20 protein-coding genes and 6 pseudogenes are annotated in these 25,860 nt (G+C 35.8%); 21 read left to right on the top strand and 5 right to left on the bottom strand.

The genetic code is table 11. From position 1 onward, the window contains the following. Window positions 1–80: 80 nt before the first annotated feature. A complete protein-coding gene (locus tag ACEWFJ_RS17975; protein WP_473689409.1) occupies window positions 81–638 on the bottom strand; it encodes a GNAT family N-acetyltransferase in 558 nt (185 codons plus the stop codon). Window positions 639–902: 264 nt separating this feature from the next. On the opposite strand from ACEWFJ_RS17975, the gene ACEWFJ_RS17970 reads away from it, so the two are divergent. From ACEWFJ_RS17970 to ACEWFJ_RS17895, 16 genes and pseudogenes are all read left to right on the top strand, one after another. After that, window positions 903–1,097, top strand: coding sequence for an abortive phage infection protein (locus ACEWFJ_RS17970; protein WP_473689408.1), 195 nt, complete (start codon window positions 903–905; stop codon window positions 1,095–1,097). A gap of 148 nt (window positions 1,098–1,245) precedes the next feature. Then, window positions 1,246–1,563, top strand: coding sequence for a hypothetical protein (locus ACEWFJ_RS17965; protein ID WP_473689407.1), 318 nt, complete (start codon window positions 1,246–1,248; stop codon window positions 1,561–1,563). Window positions 1,564–2,171: 608 nt separating this feature from the next. Then, on the top strand, window positions 2,172–2,531 hold the full coding sequence (gene nrdI / locus ACEWFJ_RS17960; RefSeq protein WP_429709175.1) for a class Ib ribonucleoside-diphosphate reductase assembly flavoprotein NrdI: 360 nt from the start codon (window positions 2,172–2,174) through the stop codon (window positions 2,529–2,531). After that, window positions 2,518–3,216, top strand: a pseudogene (locus ACEWFJ_RS17955) (ribonucleotide reductase N-terminal alpha domain-containing protein); the annotation flags it as partial. The gene nrdI and the pseudogene ACEWFJ_RS17955, both read left to right, overlap by 14 nt. A 330-nt stretch (window positions 3,217–3,546) precedes the next feature. Further along, window positions 3,547–4,931 (top strand): annotated as a pseudogene (locus tag ACEWFJ_RS17950) (ribonucleoside-diphosphate reductase subunit alpha); the annotation flags it as partial. A 198-nt stretch (window positions 4,932–5,129) separates the two neighbouring features. After that, a complete protein-coding gene (gene nrdF / locus ACEWFJ_RS17945; protein ID WP_230573876.1) occupies window positions 5,130–6,098 on the top strand; it encodes a class 1b ribonucleoside-diphosphate reductase subunit beta in 969 nt (322 codons plus the stop codon). Window positions 6,099–6,609: 511 nt separating this feature from the next. Next, window positions 6,610–7,958, top strand: a pseudogene (locus ACEWFJ_RS17940) (APC family permease). A 371-nt stretch (window positions 7,959–8,329) separates the two neighbouring features. After that, the gene (locus tag ACEWFJ_RS17935) at window positions 8,330–9,625 is read left to right on the top strand and encodes a Glu/Leu/Phe/Val family dehydrogenase (protein ID WP_473689406.1); all 1,296 of its coding nucleotides are present in this window, start codon (window positions 8,330–8,332) and stop codon (window positions 9,623–9,625) included. Window positions 9,626–9,649: 24 nt separating this feature from the next. Further along, entirely contained in the window at window positions 9,650–9,940 is a 291-nt protein-coding gene (locus ACEWFJ_RS17930) for an SAV0927 family protein (protein ID WP_473689405.1), read from the top strand. A 27-nt stretch (window positions 9,941–9,967) separates the two neighbouring features. Next, entirely contained in the window at window positions 9,968–10,216 is a 249-nt protein-coding gene (locus ACEWFJ_RS17925; protein ID WP_429709183.1) for a biotin/lipoyl attachment domain-containing protein, read from the top strand. Window positions 10,217–10,359: 143 nt separating this feature from the next. Further along, window positions 10,360–12,489, top strand: a complete 2,130-nt coding sequence (locus ACEWFJ_RS17920) for a sigma 54-interacting transcriptional regulator (RefSeq protein WP_473689404.1) — start codon at window positions 10,360–10,362, stop codon at window positions 12,487–12,489. Window positions 12,490–12,701: 212 nt separating this feature from the next. Continuing rightward, window positions 12,702–14,195 (top strand): aldehyde dehydrogenase family protein, encoded by a 1,494-nt coding sequence (locus tag ACEWFJ_RS17915; RefSeq protein WP_473689403.1) that lies wholly within the window; start codon window positions 12,702–12,704, stop codon window positions 14,193–14,195. Continuing rightward, complete coding sequence (locus ACEWFJ_RS17910) at window positions 14,196–15,578, top strand: putrescine aminotransferase (RefSeq protein WP_473689402.1); 1,383 nt, start codon at window positions 14,196–14,198, stop codon at window positions 15,576–15,578. A 100-nt stretch (window positions 15,579–15,678) separates the two neighbouring features. Further along, a complete protein-coding gene (locus ACEWFJ_RS17905; RefSeq protein ID WP_377881411.1) occupies window positions 15,679–16,866 on the top strand; it encodes a CaiB/BaiF CoA transferase family protein in 1,188 nt (395 codons plus the stop codon). A 12-nt stretch (window positions 16,867–16,878) separates the two neighbouring features. Further along, window positions 16,879–18,096, top strand: a complete 1,218-nt coding sequence (locus ACEWFJ_RS17900; RefSeq protein ID WP_473689401.1) for an acyl-CoA dehydrogenase family protein — start codon at window positions 16,879–16,881, stop codon at window positions 18,094–18,096. Between the two features lie 6 nt (window positions 18,097–18,102). Continuing rightward, a pseudogene (locus ACEWFJ_RS17895) lies at window positions 18,103–18,224 on the top strand (class 1b ribonucleoside-diphosphate reductase subunit beta); the annotation flags it as partial. A 77-nt stretch (window positions 18,225–18,301) separates the two neighbouring features. On the opposite strand, the gene ACEWFJ_RS17890 reads toward ACEWFJ_RS17895, so the two are convergent. Beyond that, complete coding sequence (locus ACEWFJ_RS17890) at window positions 18,302–19,213, bottom strand: DMT family transporter (protein WP_473689400.1); 912 nt, start codon at window positions 19,211–19,213, stop codon at window positions 18,302–18,304. 109 nt (window positions 19,214–19,322) lie between these two features. Between ACEWFJ_RS17890 and ACEWFJ_RS17885 the strand changes: the two are divergent. The 3 genes and pseudogenes from ACEWFJ_RS17885 (at window position 19,323) to ACEWFJ_RS17875 (ending at window position 22,377) form a co-directional block, all read left to right on the top strand. Then, a pseudogene (locus ACEWFJ_RS17885) lies at window positions 19,323–20,761 on the top strand (aminotransferase-like domain-containing protein). A 300-nt stretch (window positions 20,762–21,061) separates the two neighbouring features. Further along, window positions 21,062–21,190: pseudogene (locus tag ACEWFJ_RS17880) on the top strand (ABC transporter permease); the annotation flags it as partial. Between the two features lie 158 nt (window positions 21,191–21,348). Then, window positions 21,349–22,377, top strand: a complete 1,029-nt coding sequence (locus tag ACEWFJ_RS17875; protein ID WP_473692580.1) for a lysostaphin resistance A-like protein — start codon at window positions 21,349–21,351, stop codon at window positions 22,375–22,377. Between the two features lie 24 nt (window positions 22,378–22,401). On the opposite strand, the gene ACEWFJ_RS17870 is transcribed toward ACEWFJ_RS17875, so the two are convergent. Next, complete coding sequence (locus ACEWFJ_RS17870) at window positions 22,402–22,584, bottom strand: DUF3913 family protein (RefSeq protein ID WP_098309545.1); 183 nt, start codon at window positions 22,582–22,584, stop codon at window positions 22,402–22,404. Window positions 22,585–22,911: 327 nt separating this feature from the next. Here ACEWFJ_RS17870 and ACEWFJ_RS17865 point away from each other — a divergent pair, with 327 nt between their 5' ends. Then, a complete protein-coding gene (locus tag ACEWFJ_RS17865; protein WP_473689398.1) occupies window positions 22,912–23,319 on the top strand; it encodes an SseB family protein in 408 nt (135 codons plus the stop codon). 7 nt (window positions 23,320–23,326) lie between these two features. Here the strand turns inward: ACEWFJ_RS17865 and ACEWFJ_RS17860 are convergent, their stop codons facing one another. Continuing rightward, window positions 23,327–23,653 (bottom strand): hypothetical protein, encoded by a 327-nt coding sequence (locus tag ACEWFJ_RS17860; RefSeq protein ID WP_473689397.1) that lies wholly within the window; start codon window positions 23,651–23,653, stop codon window positions 23,327–23,329. A 101-nt stretch (window positions 23,654–23,754) separates the two neighbouring features. Next, window positions 23,755–24,657 (bottom strand): S66 peptidase family protein, encoded by a 903-nt coding sequence (locus ACEWFJ_RS17855; RefSeq protein WP_473692578.1) that lies wholly within the window; start codon window positions 24,655–24,657, stop codon window positions 23,755–23,757. Between the two features lie 117 nt (window positions 24,658–24,774). Here ACEWFJ_RS17855 and ACEWFJ_RS17850 point away from each other — a divergent pair, with 117 nt between their 5' ends. Next, entirely contained in the window at window positions 24,775–25,860 is a 1,086-nt protein-coding gene (locus ACEWFJ_RS17850) for an NAD(P)H-dependent flavin oxidoreductase (protein ID WP_473689396.1), read from the top strand.

Raw genomic sequence — 25,860 nt, 5'->3', positions numbered from 1 at the left:
TTTCCGATAAAGCAAAATAGGCGTAATGCTTCGTGTATAATACAAAGGCACAATCATAAAATAATGATTGTGCCTTTGTGTTATACACGCTTAATTAAATGAGCATATGGTTCGCCTACGAGCATAATTGTGTTATCTTGTTTATAACCAAGCTTTTTATAGAGAGAAAATGCAGGCTTATTTTCTAAGTTTACTAACAATGAAATTTTTTTATGCCCTTTTTCTTGAGCGTGTGTTTCAGCTGCAAGGATTAAATTTGAACCGATACCTTTTCCGCCATGTGTAGATGAAACAGACAAGGTATCAATATAATATTCATCTTCTTCGGCTTCTTTTTCTAATATAATAGAAGAATCTTGTTTCACTTTTCGTAATCGTTTTACAATTGGGGCATCTAGCTTTGTTGCTTCACTTCCGTGGTAGGTTACAATAACACCAACTGCATTTCCATTACGCTCTTCAACGAAACAATTTTCATAACTGAGTCGATTTTGTTTTTTTGTAAACCAATACTCTAAACCTTCTAGAACTTCGGTTTCAGTTGTACCACCTGTTAATTTTTCAGCAACTTCATGCAGTGCGTTGTACAATAAAGGAGATATTGCTTTAGTATCTGTTTGTTTTGCTTTCCGAATCATGTTATCCCTCCTGGTTGTCCGTTTTATTGTATCATAAGAGTTAGCATGATAAGAAATGATTTGCTATATTAGAAAGATATATTCAGAAGTAGTCGTGAGATAAAGTGAAACTTCCATCAGTGGGTTTTTTCAGCCCCACTGAGGCTAGTTGAACCAATCGGGCTTTTACGGGCAGTATCTTCCTCGCTTCTCTCTAAATCTTGAGGTGGGGGTCTTACTGTGCCCGTTAATGCGGGATAAAAATACTACAGAGAGGTGATTAGCATGGATAAACAACAAGTAAATATGATCTTAGATCAACTTAAAAATAAAGAAATAGAAGAATATGTTGTAACAAAAGAAGTCTTTTATACGTTTCGTGAAGTTTTAGTAGAACGCCAAGATTTTAAACATTTTCGCGGTAACGCACAGGGCGGGGGAGAAATTATCTATACATATATGGAACTGCCTCGTTCGTAAGTCAATTACCTGCTACTTAAACGTTAATGTATTTGTTTGCTAATTAAAACAAGTAAATTCTTTTTTTGAAAGTTATTGTCTACCTAAAGAAGATAGGTATGCGATAACTGCCAAAAAGGGTGAGATAAAGATAAGGAGGGAAGTTTATATGGGAGAGTTTAAGCAAGGAATACTTCCGCATTGGGATTATTTTTGGAAAGATGAGAAAGGAAGGAAATTTGTTGGGATGGTTATGTTTCCTGAAAAGCGAAAGCGAATGAAGGAGATCATTCAACAATTAAGAACAGCATATGAACAAGAACAAACTGTACTTGTAGCAGCTAAACTTCAAAATTCTATTCAAAAAGTTAAAGGTACGATTGCGTATTTCGATGAAGAATCACCTATTTTTACGATGCAATGTAAAGATGAAAATTTCTATCATATATTTGTGAAGGACATCGTGTACGTAAAAAATAATGAATAGGAGTCATTTTTTGTGTTTTTTTTTGCGCGTACATATGTTTACGATATATTGCGCATTTTTCTATTTCATAGCATCAGTAAATAGAATGTCATTTCATTATTTTTCTCCTTTTTGTTGTAAATGACCCAGGAATATACAAAAAAAGGATAGATTGTGAGTTTTTTAGTAATGAATATTAAAAAGAAAATCTCTTAATTGAATGTAACTGCCTCTTTTTAAAAAAAGTAAGAGGTGCATCATATAGAAAATGTGTAACCGGTTTCGAACAGTTTCTAATAAGGAAACTGTTTGTTTTTTTATGACAAATGACCGATAGATTTCGTAGGTATGTTTCTTTTTTTGACAATTTTATACTGTTAACTTTTTTGGAAATGTGGGTAAATCCGTTGACAACTTTTTTGAAATACACTTTATTGACATGCGTTTTAGAATGTTGTTTCATATTCTTTGTATTGTAAAAAGATCGGCCTTTTTTGTCGAAAAAATAAATTTTTAAAAAAAAAGAAATTATACATATATCTTGTGTCCTTTTTTAAAAAGTAATACAATATATGGAGAATTCATCACGAACGAACATGATGTGAAAAGATGTAAGAGGAGGGTCGGAGATGTTAGTTGCATATGATTCTATGACAGGAAACGTGAAGCGTTTCATCCACAAATTAAATATGCCGGCCGTTCAAATTAATGAAAATCTCGTATTAGATGAAGAATTTGTCCTTATTACGTATACAACAGGTTTTGGAAATGTACCGGAACGTGTTTTGGAATTTTTAGAACGTAATCACGAACGCTTAAAAGGAGTATCTGCAAGCGGGAATCGCAATTGGGGAGATATGTTTGGGGCAAGTGCAGACAAGATTGCAACGAGATATGAGGTGCCGATTGTATCGAAATTTGAGTTATCTGGAACAAATAAAGATGTAGAATTTTTTAAAGAGAGGGTGCTGGAGATTGCGACACATTGAATTGAATAATGAGCTTACGCAAATGCAGGACGGATTCTATCAGCTGCACAAAGATAAAGAAGCATTAGCAGTCTTTATGGAAGAGGCGAAAGAGAATACCGTTCATTTTGATAGCGTGGCAGAACGCATCAAGTATATGTTGGAGAACGATTACTACTATGATGTGTTAAGCGAATATAAGATGGACGAGATAGAAGCTGTATATGATATCACATATGGCGAAAACTTCGAGTTTCAATCTTATATGGCGGCATCTAAGTTTTATAAAGATTATGCGTTAAAAACGAATGATCAAAAACAATACTTAGAAAGCTATCCTGATCGCGTAGCAATCGTATCGTTATACTTAGGACGAGGAAACGTCGAGAAAGCAAAGCAATTCGCAAGTATGATTGTAAAACAAAACTATCAACCAGCGACACCAACCTTTTTAAATGCGGGAAGAAGCAGAAGAGGAGAAATGGTGTCTTGTTTCTTGTTAGAGATGGATGATAGCTTAAACTCAATTGGATTTAATATTAATACGGCGATGCAGTTATCAAAAATCGGCGGTGGTGTAGCGCTTAACTTGAGCAAGCTGCGCGCGCGCGGTGAACAAATTAAAGGTATCGAAAACGCAGCAAGCGGTGTTGTACCAGTTATGAAATTGCTTGAAGATTCGTTTTCGTATGCGAATCAGTTGGGTTAACTTATGGCTCAACTATAAAACCGGGTCAATTGCTGGAACGCCTGAGTATATCGAGGTAGGATACTACGGAGAAATTACGTAGCGCCCCCTAAAAATCCAAGATTGCAGGAAATCAGCAGCCGAGCTCCTAAGTCTGTTAGACAAGGAGAAGGTTCAACGACCAAGTGGCTATGTAGGTGACTATATAGCTCGAACCTGGCTTCTCAAACCAAATTTAAAGGGTGTATATATTGAGAAGAAGATATGGTCTGAACTCTATAGCGATATAGAGAGGGTAGCAGAAATGGCTATCCCCCATACGTTTTAAGTGTGTGGAGTAACAATATGCAAAGAAAAGGTGCCGGAGCGGTATATTTAAATATTTTCCATTGGGATATTATTGAGTTCCTCGATACAAAAAAATAAATGCCGACGAGAAGAGCCGTATTCAATCTCTTTCAATCGGAGTTATCGTTCCAAGCAAGTTCTTTGAGCTTGCTGAGAAAAACGAACCATTCCATGTTTTCGCACCTTATACAGTGTATAAAGAGTACGGAAAACATTTAGATGATATCGATATTGATGAAATGTATGATGAACTGATGAGCAATCCGAATATCAAAAAGAAACCACTTGATATTAGCGCACGCGATATGCTCATTAAAATTGCAATGATTCAGCTTGAGTCTGGTTACCCTTACTTAATGTTTAAATCAAATGCAAATAAACAGCATCCGTTAAAGGATATTGGAACTGTGAAGATGTCGAACCTCTGCACAGAAATCTTCCAGTTACAAGAAACATCTGAAATTAATGACTATGGTACAGATGACATTATTCGCCGTGACATTAACTGTAACTTAGGATCATTAAATATTGTGAACGTGATGGAGAATAAAGAAATGCGTGAAGCAGTGCATGCAGGTATGGAAGCTTTAACAGCTGTTTCTGATATGACAATTATTCCAAACGCACCGACTGTGAAAAAAGCAAATGATGAGCTTCATTCTGTTGGGCTTGGTGCGATGAACTTACACGGATATTTAGCAAAAAATAAAATTGCTTATGAGAGTGCAGAAGCGCAAGAGTTTGCTCGTACATTCTTTATGATGCTTAACTACTACTCCATCGAGAAGAGTATGGAAATTGCGAAAGAGAAGGGCGAAACATTTAAAGACTTCGATAAATCGGATTATGCAAAAGGAACATACTTTGAGAAGTATGAAACAACAGATTACAGTCCAGTAACTGAGAAAGTACAACAATTATTTGAAGGAATCCACATTCCAACAAAAGAAGACTGGACAAACTTAAAAGAACAAGTGCAGAAGCATGGTTTATATAATTCATATCGACTAGCCATTGCTCCGACACAATCGATTAGCTATGTTCAAAATGCAACTTCAAGTGTAATGCCAATCGTAAGTCAAATCGAATCAAGAACGTATGCGAATGCAACAACATATTATCCAATGCCGTATTTATCAAAAGATACGTTCTGGTATTATAAATCTTCTTACGATATGAATCAGTTTAAATTGATTGATTTAATCGCAGAAATTCAAGAGCATGTTGACCAAGGGATTAGTACAATTCTTTATGTAAATAGTGATATTTCTACACGTGAACTAGCACGTTACTATATTTATGCTCATAAAAAAGGATTAAAGAGTTTGTATTACACAAGAACACGCAAGTTAAGTGTCGAAGAGTGTGTAGCCTGCACGGTATGATGAGTTGCTTTTGAAAGAGAAGAAACAAATTGTACAAGTAGTATTTACGATAGAGTATCAGCATGAGCAGGGGCAGAAACACCCTGCTCATGCTTAGTTATTAAATTTACGTTCTAACGCACGGTTAGATTTTCATTATGAAATGGAAGTTTTACCGTACGTTAGGACGATGCAACAATATAAAGAAGGGGCGATTCAATGCGCGCGGTAAACTGGAACAAGAAAGAAGACGATTTTAGTTTAATGTTTTGGAAGCAAAATATCGCTCAGTTTTGGACAGAAGAGGAGATCGCTGTTTCTTCTGACAAAAATACATGGGTGCAGTTATCAAAAGAAGAACAACAGGCGTATAAGCGTGTACTAGGTGGTTTAACGCTCCTTGATACGAAGCAAGGCGGCGAGGGAATGCCACTAATTCTTGTGCATCTTGAGAACTTACAGGCAAAAAGTGTGCTTGCGTTCATGGGTGCTATGGAAGAAGTGCATGCGAAGAGCTACAGTCACATTTTTACGACATTAGCAAGTGAAGAAGAAATTGATGAAATTTTTGAATGGGTAGATAAGCATCCATTACTTGAGAAAAAAGCAGGTATTATAACAAGATACTACCACCGTTTATTAAAGCCAACTGTAACGAAAAAAGAGCTATACATGGCCATGGTAGCAAGTGTGTTTTTAGAAAGCTACTTGTTTTATAGTGGATTCTTCTATCCGCTGTATTTAGCAGGGCAAGGAAAATTAACGGCGAGTGGAGAAATTATTAATTTAATAATCAGGGACGAGTCCATCCACGGCGTATTCGTCGGTATTTTAGCACAGCAAGTTTTTGCAGAGCTTTCTGCTGAAGAACAACAAGAAGTACAAAAAGAAACGATGGATTTATTAGTAGAGCTGTATGAAATTGAAACAGCATACACAGAAGTAATTTATACATCTATTGGTCTTGTGGAAGATGTGAATCGTTTTGTTCGTTACAATGCGAATAAAGGGCTAATGAACTTAGGATTAGAACCGCATTTTGAAGAAGAAGAAATTAACCCAATTGTGTTAAATGGTTTACGTACTGATACGAAAAATCATGATTTCTTCTCTGTAAAAGGGAACGGTTATGTAAAAGCAACAAATGTTGAAAAATTATCAGATGATGATTTCGTATTTGATTTTTAATAGATAGGATTGAAAAAAGCTGTCTTTCATATAAAGGCAGCTTTTTTGGCTTTACATAATGTTATTATCCCGCTATTCGCGGGCAGTAAGACCCCCACCTCAAGATTCAGAGAGAAGCAAAGAAGATAGGTGGGGGGATGAAGCCCCCACTGACGAAAGTTTCACTTTATTTCTTGATAAATTTGTTATTTTTCGACTGATTAAAGTTTCATTTCACGTGTATGTAGTGGTATGAGAGACTGAATAAGTTATGTCAAAATGAATAAAAAACCAACAAAAAATGTAAAGAAAATAATCTCACCTGTTGTATCTTTGAAGCGTGAAAATAGGCTTATCCTCTCAATTTTTTGAACAAGAAATTTTTGGCTCGAAAATTGCATGAATATTTAAAAAATAGAAAAAGGAGGGTTTGGAATGCGATATATCATATACACGGTTTATTGAAAGCGTTTTCTGTTTAATTATCAAACTTTACATGGAAATTAGATAGAGAAGGTAGGAGGAATGATAGGTGGGAAAAGAAGTTAGTTTAAAACGTTCATTAGGACTTTGGTCAATTGTCATGCTAGGTGTCGGATATATGACGCCGATGGTGGGGTTTGATACATTTGGAATCGTTTCTGAAAAAACAGGCGGGCATGTTCCAGGAGCTTATCTTATTGCATTAGCAGGAATGTTATTTACAGCTGCAAGCTACGGCAAAATGGTAAAGGTTTTTCCGACTGCGGGATCTGCTTATACTTATACACAGAAGACAATTAGTACAAGGCTTGGATTTCTTGTTGGATGGTCAGCGTTATTGGATTATTTGTTTTTACCAATGGTAAACGCGCTATTAACGAGGATTTATATGTCCGCACTTTTTCCAAGTGTTCCTTCTTGGTTATGGGTCGTTGGATTTGTCCTACTGATTACACTGGTAAATATTATTAGTATAAATGTTACTGCTAATTTCAATACATTCTTAGTAGTGTTTCAAATATTAGTAATGGTTGTGTTTGTAGTTCTTGTTATAAAAGGATTGATAGCAGGAGAAGGAACTGGAGAAGTTTTTTCCATTCAGCCGTTTTTTCAATCAGATATACAAATATCGCCGTTAGTTGCAGGGGCCACAATTCTTTGTTTTTCATTTTTAGGTTTCGATGCGGTAACTACATTTTCGGAAGAAACACCAAACGCGAAGAAGACAATTCCTCGGGCTATTTTTCTTACCGCTTTAATTGGCGGAATTTTATTTATTGTTACTACGTACTTCACACAATCCTTTTTCCCAGATGCATCCGTATTTAAAGATCAAGAATCAGCGGCACCAGAAATTGCGCTATTCGTTGGAGGAAAATTATTTCAAACATTCTTTTTAGTAGGGACATTTATGGGAACATTGGCATCAGGTTTAGCTTCTCATACAAGTGTGTCGCGATTATTATACGTAATGGGGCGAGATAATGTAATTCCGGAGAAGATATTCGGATACATTCATCCTCGCTTGCGAACTCCCATATATAACATTATTATTGTGGGAATTATTTCACTTTCCGCTATATTTATCGATTTAGAAACAGCAGCATCTCTTATTAACTTCGGAGCGCTTATTGCATTTACATTTGTTAATTTATCTGTAATTGCTTACTATGTTATAAAGAAAAAAGATATAAAACAGTAAAAGACTTTTTAAATTTCTTAGTTCTGCCTATTTTAGGAGCGGGTACAGTAGCTGTGTTATGGTTTAATCTCAATATTCATTCGCTTATTCTTGGACTTAGCTGGGCTGCCATTGGGATTGGTTACCTTTTATATGTTACGAACATGTTTCGATCAGCTCCGCCGCAAATGCATTTTGAAGAAGTACAGGAAATGTAAAATAACAAAAGACATCGGAAATTTTCCGATGTTTTTTATTTTGGAGATTTTAAAATTATGCAATATTGCATAAGCCATTCAACAATTCATAAAGAAAGAGAGAAAATTTGTAAATCAGTGCCAGAGAGAAGGCTGAAAAGGGAATATAAAGTGAAACTTCCATCAGTGGGGGTTTTTTCGTCCCCCACTGATGGTTAGTTGAACCAATCGGGCTTTTACGGGCAGTTATCGCCCACCTATCTTCCTCGCTTCTCTTTCAATCTTGAGGTGGGGGTCTTACTGCCCACGAATAGCGGGATAAACACTATATTTTTATTTGGCACGCTTATTGCTTTATAAAACTAGTAAAAATATATAAATGAGGTGTTATCGTGGCAATTCAATCAGAAAAAAATACAACTCAATCTATACAGGGAAAAGTTGAGGTTGAAAATCCTTTAGAGGAATTTCAGTCTATATTAAAAGAGGCACTCCAGATTTTATGTTATCCAGAGGAAGTATTTGAATTTCTTAAAAAGCCGATGCGCTTTTTAGAAGTAAGCATTCCTGTTCGAATGGATGATGGAAGAACAAAAGTATTTCAAGGGTATCGTGCCCAGCATAATGATGCAGCAGGGCCAACAAAAGGTGGTATTCGGTTTCATCCAGATGTTACAGCTGAGGAAGTAAAAGCACTTGCTGGTTGGATGAGCTTGAAATGTGGAGTAACGGGTCTTCCATATGGAGGGGCAAAGGGCGGGATTATTTGTAATCCGCAGGAGATGAGTTCTAGGGAACTAGAGTTACTTAGTCGCGGTTATGTAAGAGCAGTGAGCCAAATTGTTGGGCCTACTAAAGATATTCCAGCTCCTGATATGTATACAAATGCTCAAATTATGGCTTGGATGCTAGATGAATATGATCATATTAGAGAATTTGATTCCCCAGGCTTTATAACTGGAAAACCATTGATGCTAGGAGGATCACAAGGGCGGGAAACAGCTACTTCTAAAGGAGTATTCTATACACTTCAGCTAGTGAGTGAGTTGAAACATATTCCACTCCAAAATATGCGAGTAATCATTCAAGGCTTTGGAAACGTTGGAAGTTATTTAGCAAAATATTTATATGATATTGGTGTGAAAGTGGTAGGAGTATCTGATGCTTTAGGTGGCATTTACAATCCAGATGGTTTGGATGTTCCTTATTTACTAGAAAATCGAGATTCGTTTGGAGTAGTATCAAACCTCTTTAGTAAAACGATCTCTAACCAAGAGTTGTTAGAAAAAGAATGTGATGTACTCATTCCAGCAGCAATTGGAGGAGTGATTACGAAACATAATGCAGAAAGGCTTGGATGTAAGATTGTAATTGAGGCCGCAAATGGTCCGACAACAAAAGAGGCAATCACAATGTTAGAGGAGAAAGACATTTTGGTTGTTCCAGATATTCTAGCAAACGCTGGAGGGGTTATTGTTTCTTATTTTGAATGGTGTCAAAATAACCAAGGGTATTATTGGACAGAGCAATATGTCGACCAATGCTTAAAGGAGAAAATCACATCTAGTTTTTCTGATGTATTCAATACTTCAAAACATTTTGGAGTAAATATGAAAATTGCTGCTTATATAGAGGGAGTTCGTAAGATTGTAGAGGCATCGCGCCTAAGAGGTTGGTTGCATTTTTAACCTTTTAACAAAGGGAGGAATAAAATGAAGCTTGATATTTTATTAGAAGAAATTGAAAGACAACCAATCGGTTATTATTGTATCGTGTCGAATTGTCATCGATATGATATAGCCGTTACGTATTCACAGCAATTTTTGGGAAAAGCAATGGTTACTTCTATTCAGAATGGAAGAATGATTCTATTAAGTCAAGAAGATATTGAACAGGAACAATATTGGGCACCTAAGTTAGGGATTGAAGTAGAAGATGTAGAAGATTTTCGAAGTTTTTTCCATATGATTCTTCAGTCACAAATGTTGGCAGAACAATATTAATAGAATAAAAGAAGGGAATGATTCATTTTGTTTTATGAAATCGTTACGAGCCCATGCTATGGAACGGTTGAAAAAGTATCTATTGATAAGGACTCTCGAATTTACGAATGGGAACCACTGTTTGCTATTAAAGATATGAATGGGCAGCTGGAAGTAATTAAAATGGGATGTAGTGGAGAAGTACAATCTTTAGAAGTAGAAGCAGGAGATAAGGTAATTCCAGGGATGGTATTAGCTTATATTCAAGAAGATATTTTAATTAGTGGTAGTGATTAATTAGAGAACAAAAAGGAAGATGGAAGTATTCATCTTCCTTTTTTTAATAAATTAAAGGAAAAAAGTTTATTATCGGATTAATTAAAAAAATCTGTTTTTAGTGATACAATACAAGTTAAGTAGTTCAAAGGAGGGGTAGCGGAATGTTTTCCATTGCTCATAAAAAAATTAGACAGATTGTTTCTCTACCTATTGATCAACCTGAAAAGGAATGGAATATAGATGTTAAAAATATAACAGAACCTTTTCTGTTTTTAAAAAGGGATGATCAATTATTTGCATACGTCCATGTAAAGGATCTGCTATCAAGAAATGAGGAATTAACTGCCCAAGCATTACTTTCAAATGCTGTTTCACTAGATACAATTTGTCACCTTAGTAAAATTATTTCCTTAACAGCTCTCTTTCAAATTATTGGGGCGCCTATTGCGATTGTGAAAAATGAAATAGGAGAGTTAAAAGGATACATAAGAAGAGAGGATGTTTTTGCAGAATTATTTAAGCAAGAAAATAAAAGTGTAGATATACTAAAAATCATTTTAATGTCTATTCCTATGGGGATTTTTGTGGTAGACAGGGAAAAGAAAATTGTAAATTGTAATGAATCTGGTTTAAAGATGATTAAGTCTACTTCTGAAAAAGTACTGAATGTACCAGCAGAACAGATTTTTAATGGGGAACATATTAACAATGTATATGCAACGGGAAAAACGATTTTAAATCAGTTACAAATAACAAATGAGATGGGAGTATTAGTTGATTACAGTCCGATTCCTAGTCTCGATCAAAGCATTGAAGGAATGGTTATTATTGTACAAGATTTACCAATGGTTGAGGAAATGGCCATGGAAATTGAATATATAAAGGATTTAAATAAAGATTTAAACGCAATCTTATCTAGTATTTATGATGAAATATTAGTAGTTAATCCTAAAGGGGAATTAATTCGTTATAGTGAAACCATTATCAATGATTTCTGGGGAGGAGATTTAAAGGATCTTTTAGGGAAAAATCTTTTAGATTTAGAGCGAAAAGGTTTATTTAGTCCATCTGTTACTCGTTTGGTACTCGAACAAAAGAAAAAGGTATCGATTGTACAAGAAACAAAAAGTGGTAGAAAAATATTAGCGGTTGGAAACCCTGTGTTTAGTGAAACCGGTGAACTGCATCGTATTATTATTGCATCAAGGGACATTACAGAGGCAACGAGATTAAAGACGGAATTGCATGAGATGAAAAAGATATCTGAACAATATAAGAAGGAATTGGACAACTATAAAAATAAAGATCGTTTTCTTAAGAAACTTATTTATTGTAGTCCGAAAATGGAACAAATTATTAATCAAGCTAAAAAAATAGCTGATTTTTCTTCTAATGTTCTTATTTCTGGAGAATCGGGTGTTGGAAAAGAAGTGATTGCCCAAGCAATTCATCAACTGGGAAATCGATCTTCAAAGCCGTTTTTAAAATTAAATTGCGGTGCAATTCCAGAATCATTATTGGAAAGTGAACTGTTCGGATATACAAAAGGTGCTTTTACCGGTGCTGATAAAAATGGAAAAGAAGGATATTTTAAGCGAGCGGATCAAGGAATTTTATTTTTGGATGAGATTGGAGAAATGCCTTTACATTTGCAAGTGAAATTACTTAGGGTGTTACAGGAGCAAGAAGTAATTCCAATCGGAAGCACAGTACCTACGAAAATAAACGTTCAAATTATTGCGGCCACAAATAAAAGTCTCGAAAAAATGGTGGAAGCTGGTACGTTCCGTGAAGATTTATTTTATCGCTTAAATGTAATTCCACTGCATGTTCCCCCGTTAAGGGAACGAATGGAAGATGTTCCAGTACTCGCATTTCATTTCTTACAACAATTAAATGAAAAATATAATAAAAACTACCATTTAACTCCAGATGCAATGAATTTACTAGAATTTTATTCATGGCCTGGAAATGTACGAGAATTACAAAATATGATTGAACGTTTAGTAGTATCAGCAGATGAGCCAGTTATTGAAGCTGAATTTGTTAGCAAATTTTTAACCCTTGGTTATGACTTTAAAAAATCAAAGCCAGTTATTACAAGGGTCTTACCATTACAAGAAGCATTACATTCTGTAGAAGAGCAATTAATCTTACTTGCGATGAAGCAGTATAAAACAACGACGAAGGCCGCAAAAGCTCTTGGAATTAGTCAATCTTCGGTTAGTCGTAAATATCAAAAAATCATGAATGAAAAGGAAATAGCAGTTGATACAATTTCATATTTCTAAAAGAGAAAGGGAAGTTTACATGAACTACTCCTTTCTCTTTGTTATTTTTGTTGTAATTATGCAAAATGTAATAACTTATGCAAAAACGCATAAGTTCATATGTTTTATTTGAAGAAATAGTCAGTTTTTGTATGATTACTTGGTATTTTAAATGTTGGCACAATTATTGCTTATATAATATATGAACGATCGACAAAGGGGGATTATATAAAATGCTAGATTTAAAAATGTATCTAAATGGTGAATGGAGAGAGTCTAGTAATCAAGAGAAACGACCTATTATTAACCCTGCGAATGGCAAGGTTATCGCATATGCGCCTGAAGGAACGATCGAGGATGCAAAAGAAGCAATAGAAGTGGCAAGAGCGACTTTTGATAGCGGAATTTGGTCAGAAACATCCGCGGCTGAAAGAGCATCTTATTTATTTAAAATAGCAGATGAAATTGATAAAAATAAGGAAGAACTTACACGTCTTGAAACAATGGATAATGGAAAAACACATCGCGAGGCAGAAGGTGATATTGGGGATGCTGCAGCTTGCTTCCGTTATTATGCTGGGCTTATTACAAAACCAGATGGACAAACATATCATGTAGCTGATCCAATGCAAGCTATGGTAGTCAGAGAACCAGTTGGTGTTTGTGGATTAATTGTTCCTTGGAATTATCCGTTATTAATGAGTGTATGGAAAATTGCACCTGCTTTAGCGGCTGGAAATACGATTGTATTTAAACCGTCTGAGGTTACACCAATCACTGCAACGAAGTTATTTGAAATTTTTGAGGAAATAGAATTACCAAAAGGTGTTGCAAATATGGTAATGGGTGCCGGACCAACAGTAGGAAATGAAATTGCGGCGAGCGGTAAAGTAGATATGGTTTCCTTTACAGGTGGAACGAAAACTGGAAAGCACATTATGAGAACAGCGGCAGATAATATGAAAAAGATTTCGCTAGAACTTGGCGGAAAATCTCCAAATATTATTTTTGCAGATGCAGATTTTGAAACAGCGGTCGATTATGCGTTGTTTGGTATTTATGCGGGTGCTGGACAAGTGTGTTCAGCAGGATCAAGAATTCTTGTACAAGAAAGCGTTTACGATAAATTTGTTACTCGTTTCGTAGAACGTGCAAAGCAAATTAATGTTGGACCTGGTGATAACCCAGAATCAGAGATGGGACCACTTGTAAGTCAAGAGCATATGGAAAAAGTATTACGCTATATTGAGATTGGGAAAGACGAAGGAGCAGAAATTGCTTGCGGAGGAAATCGTATTACAACGGATGGAAAAGGTGATGGTTTCTTTATTGAACCAACAGTCTTTGTCAATGTAAAACCTGATATGCGTATTGTGCAGGAAGAAATTTTTGGTCCTGTTGTAGTTATCCAAAAGTTTAAGGATGAACAGGAAGCAATTGAGCTAGCAAACGGTACAGATTACGGTTTAGCTGGAGGTGTATTTACAGTTGATGGCGCAAAAGCGATGCGCGTAATCCGCAAGCTTCGCGCAGGGATTACGTGGATTAATAGTTATCATCCAACATACAACGAGGCGCCTTGGGGCGGATATAAGCAAAGTGGTATCGGTCGTAGTTTAGGAACGTTTGGTTTAGAGGAATTCCAAGAAATTAAGCAGATTAATATAAATCTAGAAGTAGAACCAATTGGTTGGTTTGCAAATAAAAAAACTGTAGGAGTGAAATAGATGGTAACGAATATGAAGAGTAAATCTAATGAACAAGATGTGAAGGATACAAGTGTAAATGATTACATTACGAAAGTACTGCAATTAATTGAAAAAGAAAAGGTCTCTGAAGAAGAGGCTAACTGGATCCAAAAAGAAACAGTAGATGGATTTAGAGAGCATGTCAATCCTGGTTTTCTTGCATATAGAAAAACAGTAACAAAAGATGGACAGTTTGCAGCAGTAGAATGGTCTGATGAAGGATCTTGCTTCATGGATATCAATGGTAAAAAATATATTGATTGTTTAGGTGGATTCGGGATTTATAATGTTGGACACCGTAACCCGAAAGTGGTAAAAGCTGTAACGGATCAATTAAAGCGTCAAGCATTGCATAGTCAGGATTTACTAGATCCACTCCGTGCGATTCTTGCGAAGATTTTAGCGGATATTACACCTGGTGATTTGAAATATGCTTTCTTTACAAATAGTGGGACAGAAAGTGTAGAGGCAGCATTAAAACTAGCAAAAATGTACAGCGAACGAACAACTTTCATTTCAACAACACGTGCCTTCCACGGTAAGAGTCTTGGAGCTTTATCTGGAACAGCAAAAGGAATGTTCCGTAAACCATTTTTACCATTAATTCCAGGTTTCCGTCACGTTCCATTTGGCGATATCGAGATGATGAGAAAAACATTTGAAACATGTGCATTAGTAGGGGAAGATGTTGCAGCTGTTATTTTAGAACCAATTCAAGGAGAAGGCGGTATTATTTTACCTCCAGAAAATTATTTAAAACAAGTAAGAGAGCTCTGTGATGAATTTGGATCACTACTTATTTTTGATGAAGTGCAAACTGGAATGGGACGTACAGGGAAAATGTTTGCTGCAGAATTATATGATGTAGTACCAGATATTATTTGTCTTGCGAAGGCATTTGGCGGGGGTGTAATGCCAGCAGGTGCAATTGTTGCCAAAGAAAAAGTATTTAAAAGCTGGTTTGAGAACCCATTCATGCATACAACAACGTTTGGTGGAAATCCACTTGCATGTGCTGCTGCAATTGCAACAATCCATGTATTATTGGAAGACAAATTACCAGAACGAGCTGCGGAAGTTGGGGAGTATTTCTTAAACGGGTTGAAAAAGGCTGCGGAAGGACACGAAGACAAAGTATTTGAAATTCGTGGTCAAGGCTTAATGATTGGTATCGAATTCCATAAAGATGAAATTGGTTATGAAGTATCGAAGGCAATGTTTGATCGAGGCATCCTTGTTGCAGGAACGTTAATTAATTCAAAAACAATTCGTATTGAACCGTCTCTTACAATTAGTTATGAAGAAGTAGATACAGTAATCAATGCTTTCAAATCAGTGTTAGCACAAGTAAAAGTACAATAATCATTCCATACAATAACGTGTAAAAACAAACCAGTAAAACCACCATGCTTATGTTCACTCTAATTGGTTTTACTGGTTTTTACTATAGGAGGAGAAGGGGTTGGAGGGAGCATTACACGGAATCAAAATTATTGATTTATCTCGGGTTCTTGCCGGTCCTTTTTGTACGATGATTCTCGGTGATTTGGGAGCGGAGGTAATAAAAATTGAGAATACTGGAAATGGCGATGATACGAGAGGATGGGGACCGCCTTTCGTAGAAGGAGAAAGCGCTTACTTTCTTTGTGCGAATCGTAATAAAGAGTCGCTTACATTAAATTTAAAATCACAAATGGGAAAGGATGTTTTGAAAAAACTTGTTTCTCATGCTGATATCGTTGTACAAAATTTCAAGCCTGGAACACTTGAGAGAATGGGACTTGGTTATGAAGTGTTACAAGAGGTGAAGGAAGATATTATTCTAGCTTCTATTAGCGGTTTTGGCCAAAATGGTCCTGCTTCACATCTTCCTGGTTATGATTATATGATTCAAGCAATGAGTGGACTTATGAGTATAACAGGAGGAAAGGACGAAGAGCCTGCAAAAGTAGGAGTTGCGATTGCAGATGTGCTCACAGGTCTTTTTACGTGTATTGGGATTTTAGCCGCTTTGCAGCATCGAAATAGAACAGGAGAAGGGCAAGAAATTGATATTTCTTTATTTGATTCACAATTAGCGGCATTAGTAAATGTAGCAAGCAATTATTTGTGTACAGGAGAATTGCCAGAGAGACTTGGAAACCAGCATCCGAATATTGTTCCGTATCAAGTATTTCAGGCGGAGGATGGAGATCTTGTTGTTGCAGTTGGAAATGATGAACAGTTTCATAAGTTTTGTTTGTTACTTGGTAGACAAGATTTATCTCGTTTAGATCGCTATAAAACAAATGCAAATCGTCTTTTGCATAGGGAAGAACTTGTAGATATTATTGCAAAAGAAATGAAAAAGAAAAAGAAAGAGGACTGGAAACAACTTTTGGATGAAGCAGGGATTCCAAATGGACCAATTCTCAATGTGAAGGAAGCGTTAGAAACAGAGCAGGCAGTTTCGAGAGATATGACAATTCATATGGAACATCCAACCATTGAAAATCTTACACTTGTAGGTTCACCATTAAAACTTGCAAAGACACCAGTGCGGATGCAGAAACATCCGCCGCTCCACGGGGAACATACAGAACAGATTTTGAAAGAACTGGGGTATTCGCAGGAAAGCATTACGGAAATGAAAAAAAACCAATGGATATAGGAGGCAGTACAAATGAATTTTTCTTTAACAGAGGAACAACAAAGTGTCAGAAAAGTAGTGAGATCATTTGTAGATAATGAAATTATTCCATACATTAAAGAATGGGATGAAAAAGGGCATTTTGAAGAAAAGATCTTGAAGCGTTTAGCTGAGTTACAGTTTATGGGCGTTTGTATTCCAGAGCAATATGGCGGTGTTGGTATGGATTATAATACGCTCGCTATTGTTTGTGAAGAATTAGAACGTGGTGACACAGCTTTCCGTACAGCTGTATCTGTACATACGGGATTAAATAGTATGACACTTCTCCAATGGGGAACAGAAGAACAAAAACAAAAGTACCTTGTTCCACAAGCGAAAGGTGAAAAAATTGGGGCGTTCGGTTTAACTGAACCAAATGCAGGATCAGATGTTGTTGCTATGCAAACAACAGCGGTAAAACAAGGCGATTACTACGTATTAAATGGATCCAAAACATGGATTTCTTTATGTGATGTTGCAGACCACTTCTTAATATTTGCAAAAACAAATCCAGAATTAAAGCACCGCGGTATTTCTTGTTTTATCGTAGAACGAACATTTCCTGGGGTATCGACAAAAGCGATAAAAGGAAAGCTTGGTATTAGAGCGGGCAATACAGGAGAGGTATTTCTAGATGATGTGAAAGTGCCGGTGGAAAATCTTCTTGGAGAAGAGGGAGAAGGATTTAAAATTGCAATGGCATCATTAGACAATGGCCGTTTTACAGTAGCGGCAGGGGCGTGTGGGCTCATTCAAGCAAGTTTAGAAGCGAGCGTAAAGTATTGTGAAGAGCGTAAAACATTTGGAAAAGAAATTGGAAAACATCAACTTGTACAGCAAATGATTGCGAAAATGTCTGCGAATCTTGAAATATCACGTTTATTGGTCTATAAAGCAGGATGGTTAAAAAATCAAGGGAAACGTAATACACAGGAAACATCTTTAGCAAAATGGATTGCTTGTGATGCTGCATTTGAAGCTGCAAATGATGCAGTGCAGGTGCACGGTGCCTATGGATATTCGAATGAATTCCCAGTAGAGCGATATTTACGAAATGCAAAAGCTCCAGTTATTTACGAAGGAACACGTGAAATTCATACGATTATGCAAGCGGAATACGCACTTGGATATCGTTCTGATAAGGAGCTTCGTAACATGTTACCGAAGTGGCCTTTTGAAGAAAGTGAAGCAGAAATGGTAACGAAGTAAAGTTAAGAAGAAATTAACTCAATCGTATGAAACGGTTTACGTACAGATACGAAAAACCATGATTTCTTCTCTGTAAAAGCAACGAGTGTTGAAAATTATCTGATGATGATATTATTTTTGAGTTTTAATATAGTAAGTTGAAGAACAAGGTTGTCTCAAAGAAGGAGATAGCCTTGTTCTTCATTTAGTAAGTAAAATTTATAGTTTACATAATATTTTTATCAAATTTCATTATTTGGGTTTCTTTTTTATCAACTTTTATATTTGTTATAACAACGCCGAATATAGTTATTATCCCTCCTATTATTGATAAAACAGTGGGAATTTCTCCAATCCATATCCAAGAAATAATAATTGCTAGAGCGGGTGTTAAGTATAAAGAAGTTGTTGCTTCGGATGTCCCTATACGTGATATGATATAAGCTAGAGCAAAATAAGGAATCATAGTAGGAAAGAGACCTAAATAGACAACACTAAGTGTTGTTTCTATAGATGAATGCATAATTCTTTCTCCTAACCCTGGGAGAAAGAAAAGCATGAAAAATGTACCAGACCAAATTGTATAGGAAGTAAATGCAAGAAACCCGTATTTATTTAAATATCGATTTTGAAATACAAAGTATATGCTTTCTGAAAAGGATGCTAGAAGAATTAACAAAACCTCGCTATTGAGCGTAAAATGACCATCTTTTCCTAATGAAAGAATAGCGACACCACAAAAGCTAATAATAGATCCAATCCAACCACGAAGCCCAAATCGTTCATGCAGAAATAAAGCAGCTAATATGGATGAAAAAATGGGAGAAGTAGAAACGAGCAGGCTTGCGGTACCTGCGTTAATAGTTGCTTCTCCGGCACTTAGGGCTACATGGTAAACAGTAAATCCTAGCAAACCTAATACGAGAATAATAGGGATATCCCTCCATTCTGGTAGTTGCATGCGAGTCAATATAGCGAAGAAGATAAGCGCTAGCGAAGCGATTAATAGGCGAAGCAAAACTAAATGCTCAGGATTATAGGATTCTAATCCGACTCGTATGGCTGGAAAAGCGGAAGCCCAAAGAAAAATTGTAGATCCATAAGCAGCTATGATTCGAAAATCCCATTGTTTCTTCATATTTTCACATCCTTATTATGTTAATTGATTTTTATGTTATTAAGGATTTAGTAAAATGTCTGCAACCAATTGTATTGTTTTAAAAACCAACCAAATGTAGGTGATTTTGATGGAGAAGGAAAATAGGAAGTTAAGTAAATCATCACACCTCCCGTTGTATCAACAAGTTGTTGTGTATATAAAAAATAAAATTATGAGCGGGGAATGGCCAATAGGAAGCAAACTTCCGACACAACGTGAGCTAGCTAAATGGTTTGGAGTAAATCGAAGTACAGTTGTTACAGCTTTAGAAGAATTAAAAGCGGAAGGTTTAATTGAAGGAAAAATGGGTGCTAGTACAAAAGTAGTCAATAATACATGGACATTACTAGCAAATACTGCTCCTCCTGATTGGAATAAGTTTGTAAAAACAGGGTTTTATAAGCCGAATCAATCGATCGTACAAGAAATTAATAAAGCAGATTTAAATATAATTCAATTAGGGAAAGGAGAGCTTTCTTCTGAATTATTTTCTGTAGAAAATTTAAATACGGTTATGCACCGTTGTATAAACCGTATTGACTCTTTAGGATATGAAGTGCCGAAAGGGCTTTTACCATTACGTCAAGAATTAAGCAAATATTTAAGTACAATCGGGATAACTTGTTCTCCTGACTCCATTTTAATTGTTTCAGGTGCTTTACAAGCGCTGCAACTCATTTCAGTTGGACTTTTACGACAAGGATCAACTATTCTTCTTGAAGAACCATCCTATTTGTATTCTCTACATATTTTTCAATCAGCAGGAATGAAATTTTCTAGTCTTTCAGTAGATAATCAAGGATTAATACCAACTAATATTGCTGCAAAAAAACAACGAAATCAGTCGATTATATATACAATTCCTTCTTTTCATAATCCAACAGGTATTGTCATGTCAGAGAAGAGACGAAAAGAACTTTTGCAAGTATGTGAAAAAGAGAATCTTCCCATTATAGAAGATGATGTTTATCGAGAATTATGGATCGATACTGCTCCGCCTTTACCACTAAAAGCAAATGATAGACATGGACAAGTTTTATATATTGGTAGTTTTTCTAAAACATTGAGCCCTGGATTAAGAGTAGGATGGCTTGTTGGTCCTGAGCCTGTTATCGATCGTTTAGCTGATATTAAAATGCAAATTGATTATGGGTCCAGTTCATTATCACAATGGGCAGCTACTGAATGGCTGTCAAGTGGTTTATATACTCAACATCTTGAAACGGTTAGAGTAAACCTCACTATTCGTCTCCGTACAATGTTAGAAGCATTAGAGAAATATTTACGAGGAATTGCAACCTGGAATATTCCTAAAGGGGCTTTTTTATTTGGGTAAAAATTCTTCCATCTATATCAATGCAAAAACTTTTTGAAGCAGCGCTTGACGAGGGCGTATTATTTTATCCAGGAAATATATATAGCTCAGTATGCAATCAATATTTGCGATTCTCCTACTCTTATGCATCTTTGGCAGATATAAAACAGGGAATTTACCGTATTTCTCAAATTGTTAAGAGGTTAATATAATTTTATATATTGTTTTTTTATATGAAAAACCTTATTAAATCGTTAGAAGATGAATTTTTGGGCTATTACAGGGGTAGTTATTATAAAGTGAAACTTCCATCAGTGGGGGTTTTCTTCATCCCCCACTGATGGTTAGTTGAACCAATCGGACTTTTACGGGCAGTTATTCCCCACCTATCTTCTTCGCTTCTCTCAATCTTGAGGTGGGGGTCTTACTGCCCGTTAATGCGGGATAAAAAATGCGCTCCACGTGAAATAAAAATGGAAGACTTTATTATGTTTGCGGAGTAAAACATTTAAATGATTGCTACATTTACAACAATCTTTGGAAGTGGGTTAGCATCTCACACAATTACAGAAGAATTTCCTAAAAGGACAATTAAACAATTATTAATTTATCCAAGGAAGCGGCTTACAGTAGTATTGTCTTCTAGCTGTTTTACTTATTGCTTCAAGTGCATCGTTTCAAGAACGGGAATTTATTTTCTGCGGTTATCGGATGAGATAAAAACAAATTGATAAATAAAAGAAGAGATTATAGCATATTGATACTATAATATAAACATATCATGTTGGAGGTGTTTTCTATTAATCTTGCATTTTCGCGTATTCGACTTCGCAGTTTTTTTGGATGGATGATTTTAGGTGCGTTGGCTACATATCTTCCATTAGGCATAATAGGTGCTGAAAGTAGTTCATTTGAGTTTGTTTCAGAAACATTGGTTTTCTTTGTTTTTCCATTACTTTGGTTATTTTATAAGATGAGAAAACATAACGCAGTATTTACAAGTTTTTTTGATAAACCAGCATCAATTCCATGGGCGTTAATTTTGATTGCTACGGCTATGGGAATGATTTTTGCATTTGGTATGTCTTTTATTCAGTTTTACATATTAGCTCAGCTGATTCCTAACTTTCTAGTTGATTTATTAAATGATGGCAATGTTATTGATATGAGCACTACTTTTACAAAGATTTTTAGTGTAATTTCAGCTTGTATATTTGCACCAATTATGGAGGAAGTGATTTTTCGCGGCTTTTTCTTAAATCGAATGGCGTATAAATGGGGGCTGAAACGTGCTATTATCGTTTCTTCGCTTATTTTTGGATTCGGGCATATAGATGTGATTGGTGCGTTTTTATTTGGCGTAATCATGTGCCTGTTATATATTAAGACGAAAAGCTTATGGACCAATATCATTGTGCATGCTTTAAACAATAGTGTTGTTAGCATCATTCAATTTAGTGATAGTAGCAGTGCACAAGAAACAGTGAAAATTGCTGATCTGCAAGCGCAAAGTAATTTATGGATTGGTTTAGCTATTATTATCATTAGTTTATTATGGCTTGTTCCCTTTATTCGTAACAATTGGCGCACAGTAAAAGAAGTTGGAGTGCCATCACTACGAGTGATTCAAGAAGAAAAACAAGCTAATTGGATTGCACAGCAAGCCGCATATAGCCAAGTTGTATTAACAGAGCGCTATATGGCTGTCGAATTGCCTGATGAGGCTGTCAATCATTTGTGTTTAGAAGAACGTGATTACGTAAAAGTGGAACTAGTTGATGATATGATTGTGATTAAAAAAGCAGATGAACGAAAAAGGCTCTCCTAAAGGGAATACGGAGAGCTTTTCTCTTTAGTAAATAAGTATTTCTACGTGGAAATTGTTTCCGTTTTTTATATATTTAATATCTGTTACAGTACGTACTTGCTTTAAAATTTCTACTTTTTCACCGATTCTCGGAATAGTTGGAACATTGTCCCAGATACCAAGCAAATCATCCATTGTCTTTGTTTTTTCGTAAAACCAAATTTTCACCGTGATGCCCCTTTCTTATTTTGTATTTTAATACATGATAATACATTTTTATTCTTTTTGTAAGGGGTTTTTACGTATTTTTTGAATGAATTTAACAAAAAAATTTTCATTCAGGAAAGCCATGTTTAATATTAGGTGTTAATGACATTTCTGGACTGTCACAATAAGTCTGCAACACTTGTTACAGCTGAAGAAGTTTTAAATTGCTTATATAAAGGTTGTAGTAAAGCTTCACTTTAATATTATAGTAAGAAAATAAAGAATAATTTTATAGAAAAAAATAAGAATATTTTGTATAATTACATTACAATAATTTTGAAAACAGGGGTGGCAACGTATGGCACATATTCCAGAAAAAAACTAGAAACATTATTAGCATTAGCTGATCATGATAAACAAAAACAAAAAGAATTTTACGAAACATTGTTAACAACATACGTTTATGTTGCAGGGACAGTTGATATTGAAGAAGGAGATTCACAAGGAACAGTGCATTTACGTTATTTCCAAGGTGATGGAAGATGGATTTTACCATTCTTTACACAGCTTGAATTTTTACAAGCCGTACTGCCTGAAGATGTGCCTGTTATTACGATTCGTGGAAAAGAATTATTTGAGAACATTGATGCTGAAGCAACGGCAGTCTTAAACATTGGTACAGATCTTGATAAAACATTTACACCTCCAGAAATTGCTGATATTGCTTCAAGAAGAATTTTTAATTATTATCTATAAAGTACCGTTACCATTTTTCCTTTGCGTCATATAGTATTAGTAGCTTGACCAAGGGGGATGGACATAGATGGCTGACAATAATAACAATAATAATAACAACAACTGCTGCTGGGATAACTTGTACAATTGGAAAAACCGTAATAATAACGATAATAACAACAATAATAATAACAATAATAACAATAATAACAACAATAACAATAATAACAAAAACAAATACAACTGTTGCTGGAATCACTGGAATTACTGGAATTACAGAAATAACAACAATAACAACAACAACTGAATGGAAAAAGGAGAAGCAAAAAGCTTCTCCTTTATTATTTCTATACAAATTTCCCTCGCATTAACGAGAAATATGAGATTCCCCCTTCAAGATTCAGAGAAACCGAAGAAGATTGGTGGGGGATGAAGAAGCCCTTCCTGATAGAAGTTTCACTTTACACCAGAAGAGATGGAAAGCGTCTTTTGTTGTCCATTTATTGTAGCAAGAACACCAAGAGGCACTCCTACGTTCAATTGTATATGCCCAATTGGTAAACCGCTTAAAAGAGGGATATTATAAGATGTAATGTGATCATGTAGAATGTCAGAAATAGATAAAGATGGCTTTGTAGATGTACAGTTGTGACAACTTGCAAAAATAACGCCAGCACACTGTTCAAATTTTTTTCCTAAGCGTAATTGATTTAACATGCGATCAATACGATACGGTTCTTCTGCAACTTCTTCTAATAAAAGTAGTTTATTTTTTGTATCGATTTCGTAAGGTGTACCGAGTGTGCTTGTAATTACAGCTAAATTGCCCCCTACAAGAGGAGCTGTGATAGAACAAGAGAAAGAATGAATAAATTCTACTCCTTCCAAAATAATAGAGTACGGATGGAAGAGTTGTTTGAAAAAGGAGAAAGAGAGAGAATCAAGACCCTTTCCAACTTCCTCCATCATGGGACCATGGAAAGTAACGAGTTGTGAGAATTGTCCAAAAGCAATATGTAGGGCAGTAATATCGCTATACCCCCAAAAGATTTTTGGATTATCTCGAATTAGTGCATAATTAATATAAGATAAAAGGCGACCAGTACCATATCCGCCTCTTGCGCAAAAAATAGCTTTTACATATGGATCTGCAAAGGCTTTGTGTAAGTCATGAACACGAATCGCATCATCTCCGGCTAAATAGCCTCGTTTTTCTTGTACGCTCTGTCCAATTATAACGACCAATCCTATTTCCTCTAATTTCTGCTTTGCTTGAAGAATATGCTCTATAGATGGTGGACCTGCTGGAGCAATGATCATAACGGTATCTCCGTATTTTAATGGTTTGGGATACTGCATCAAATTTCTCCACCCCCTTTCTTTCACTATATTCGCTTATAGGATATTCAATCCTTGTGAAAAGAAGGAAATCATTTGGCATGACAAGAAAGTATAAGAGAAAGGGGAGAAGAAAAAATGTTCCATAGTCGAGTATGCGAGAAATTGGAAATTACATACCCTATTATTCAAGCTGGGATGGCAGGAACAATTGTAACCCCAGAGCTAGTAGCAGCTGTATCTAATAGTGGCGGGTTAGGTACATTAGGTGCAGGATATATGAGCCCTGAACAAATCCGTTTAGCTGTACGTACTATTCGTCAGTTAACTGATAATCCGTTTGCGGTGAACTTATTTATTACAAAAGAAATGGAAGTTGACGAAAAACAAGTGGAAGAGGCACAAAATCTGTTAAAGCCCATTCGAGAAAAATTGCAATTGAGAATAGCAAAGCAAACGTTACAGCTGCCGAAAAGTTACAAAGAGCAGCTACAAGTTCTTATTGAGGAGAATGTTCCTGTTTTTAGTTTTACTTTTGATACACCAGAACAGGAGGAGATAGAATTATTAAAAAGAAATGGCATAAAAGTAATTGGCACGGCAACGAATGTAGCAGAAGGGAAGATATTGGCTCATTTAGGAGTAGATATTATTGTTGGGCAAGGAAGTGAAGCAGGGGGACATCGTGGAACATTTATAGGAAAAGAACAAGATTCTATGATTGGAACAACTGCGCTTATTCCACAGCTTGTTGATGCTGTTCCGCATATTCCAATTGTGGCGGCAGGTGGAGTCATGGATGGACGTGGAGTAGTGGCAGCCTATGCACTTGGTGCAGAAGGGGTACAAATGGGTACAGCATTTTTAACATGTTATGAAAGTATAGCCCATGAGGCGCATAAAGAAGCAATTATAATGAGTACAGACCAAAGTACGACAATGACTCGTGCATTTTCGGGTAAATATGCGAGAGGGATTCGAAATACTTTTATTGAACAATTGGAAAGTAAAGAAGGAACATTTCCTGTATATCCAATTCAAAATGTATTAACAACAGAAATTCGCCAAGCAGCAGCGATACAAAATAATCGCCAATATATGTCGCTTTGGGCAGGACAAGCTTCTGCTTTAGCCAGAACAGAAGAGGCGCAGCAAGTTATAATGCGAGTGATTAAAGAAGCGAAAGAGACATTAGAAAGATTACAAAGTACAATCTATATATAA

Source organism: Bacillus sp. EA-CB0995 (genome assembly GCF_055814245.1).
Note: the sequence above shows the minus strand (reverse complement) of the source record. Positions and strands in the feature narration are given on the sequence as shown.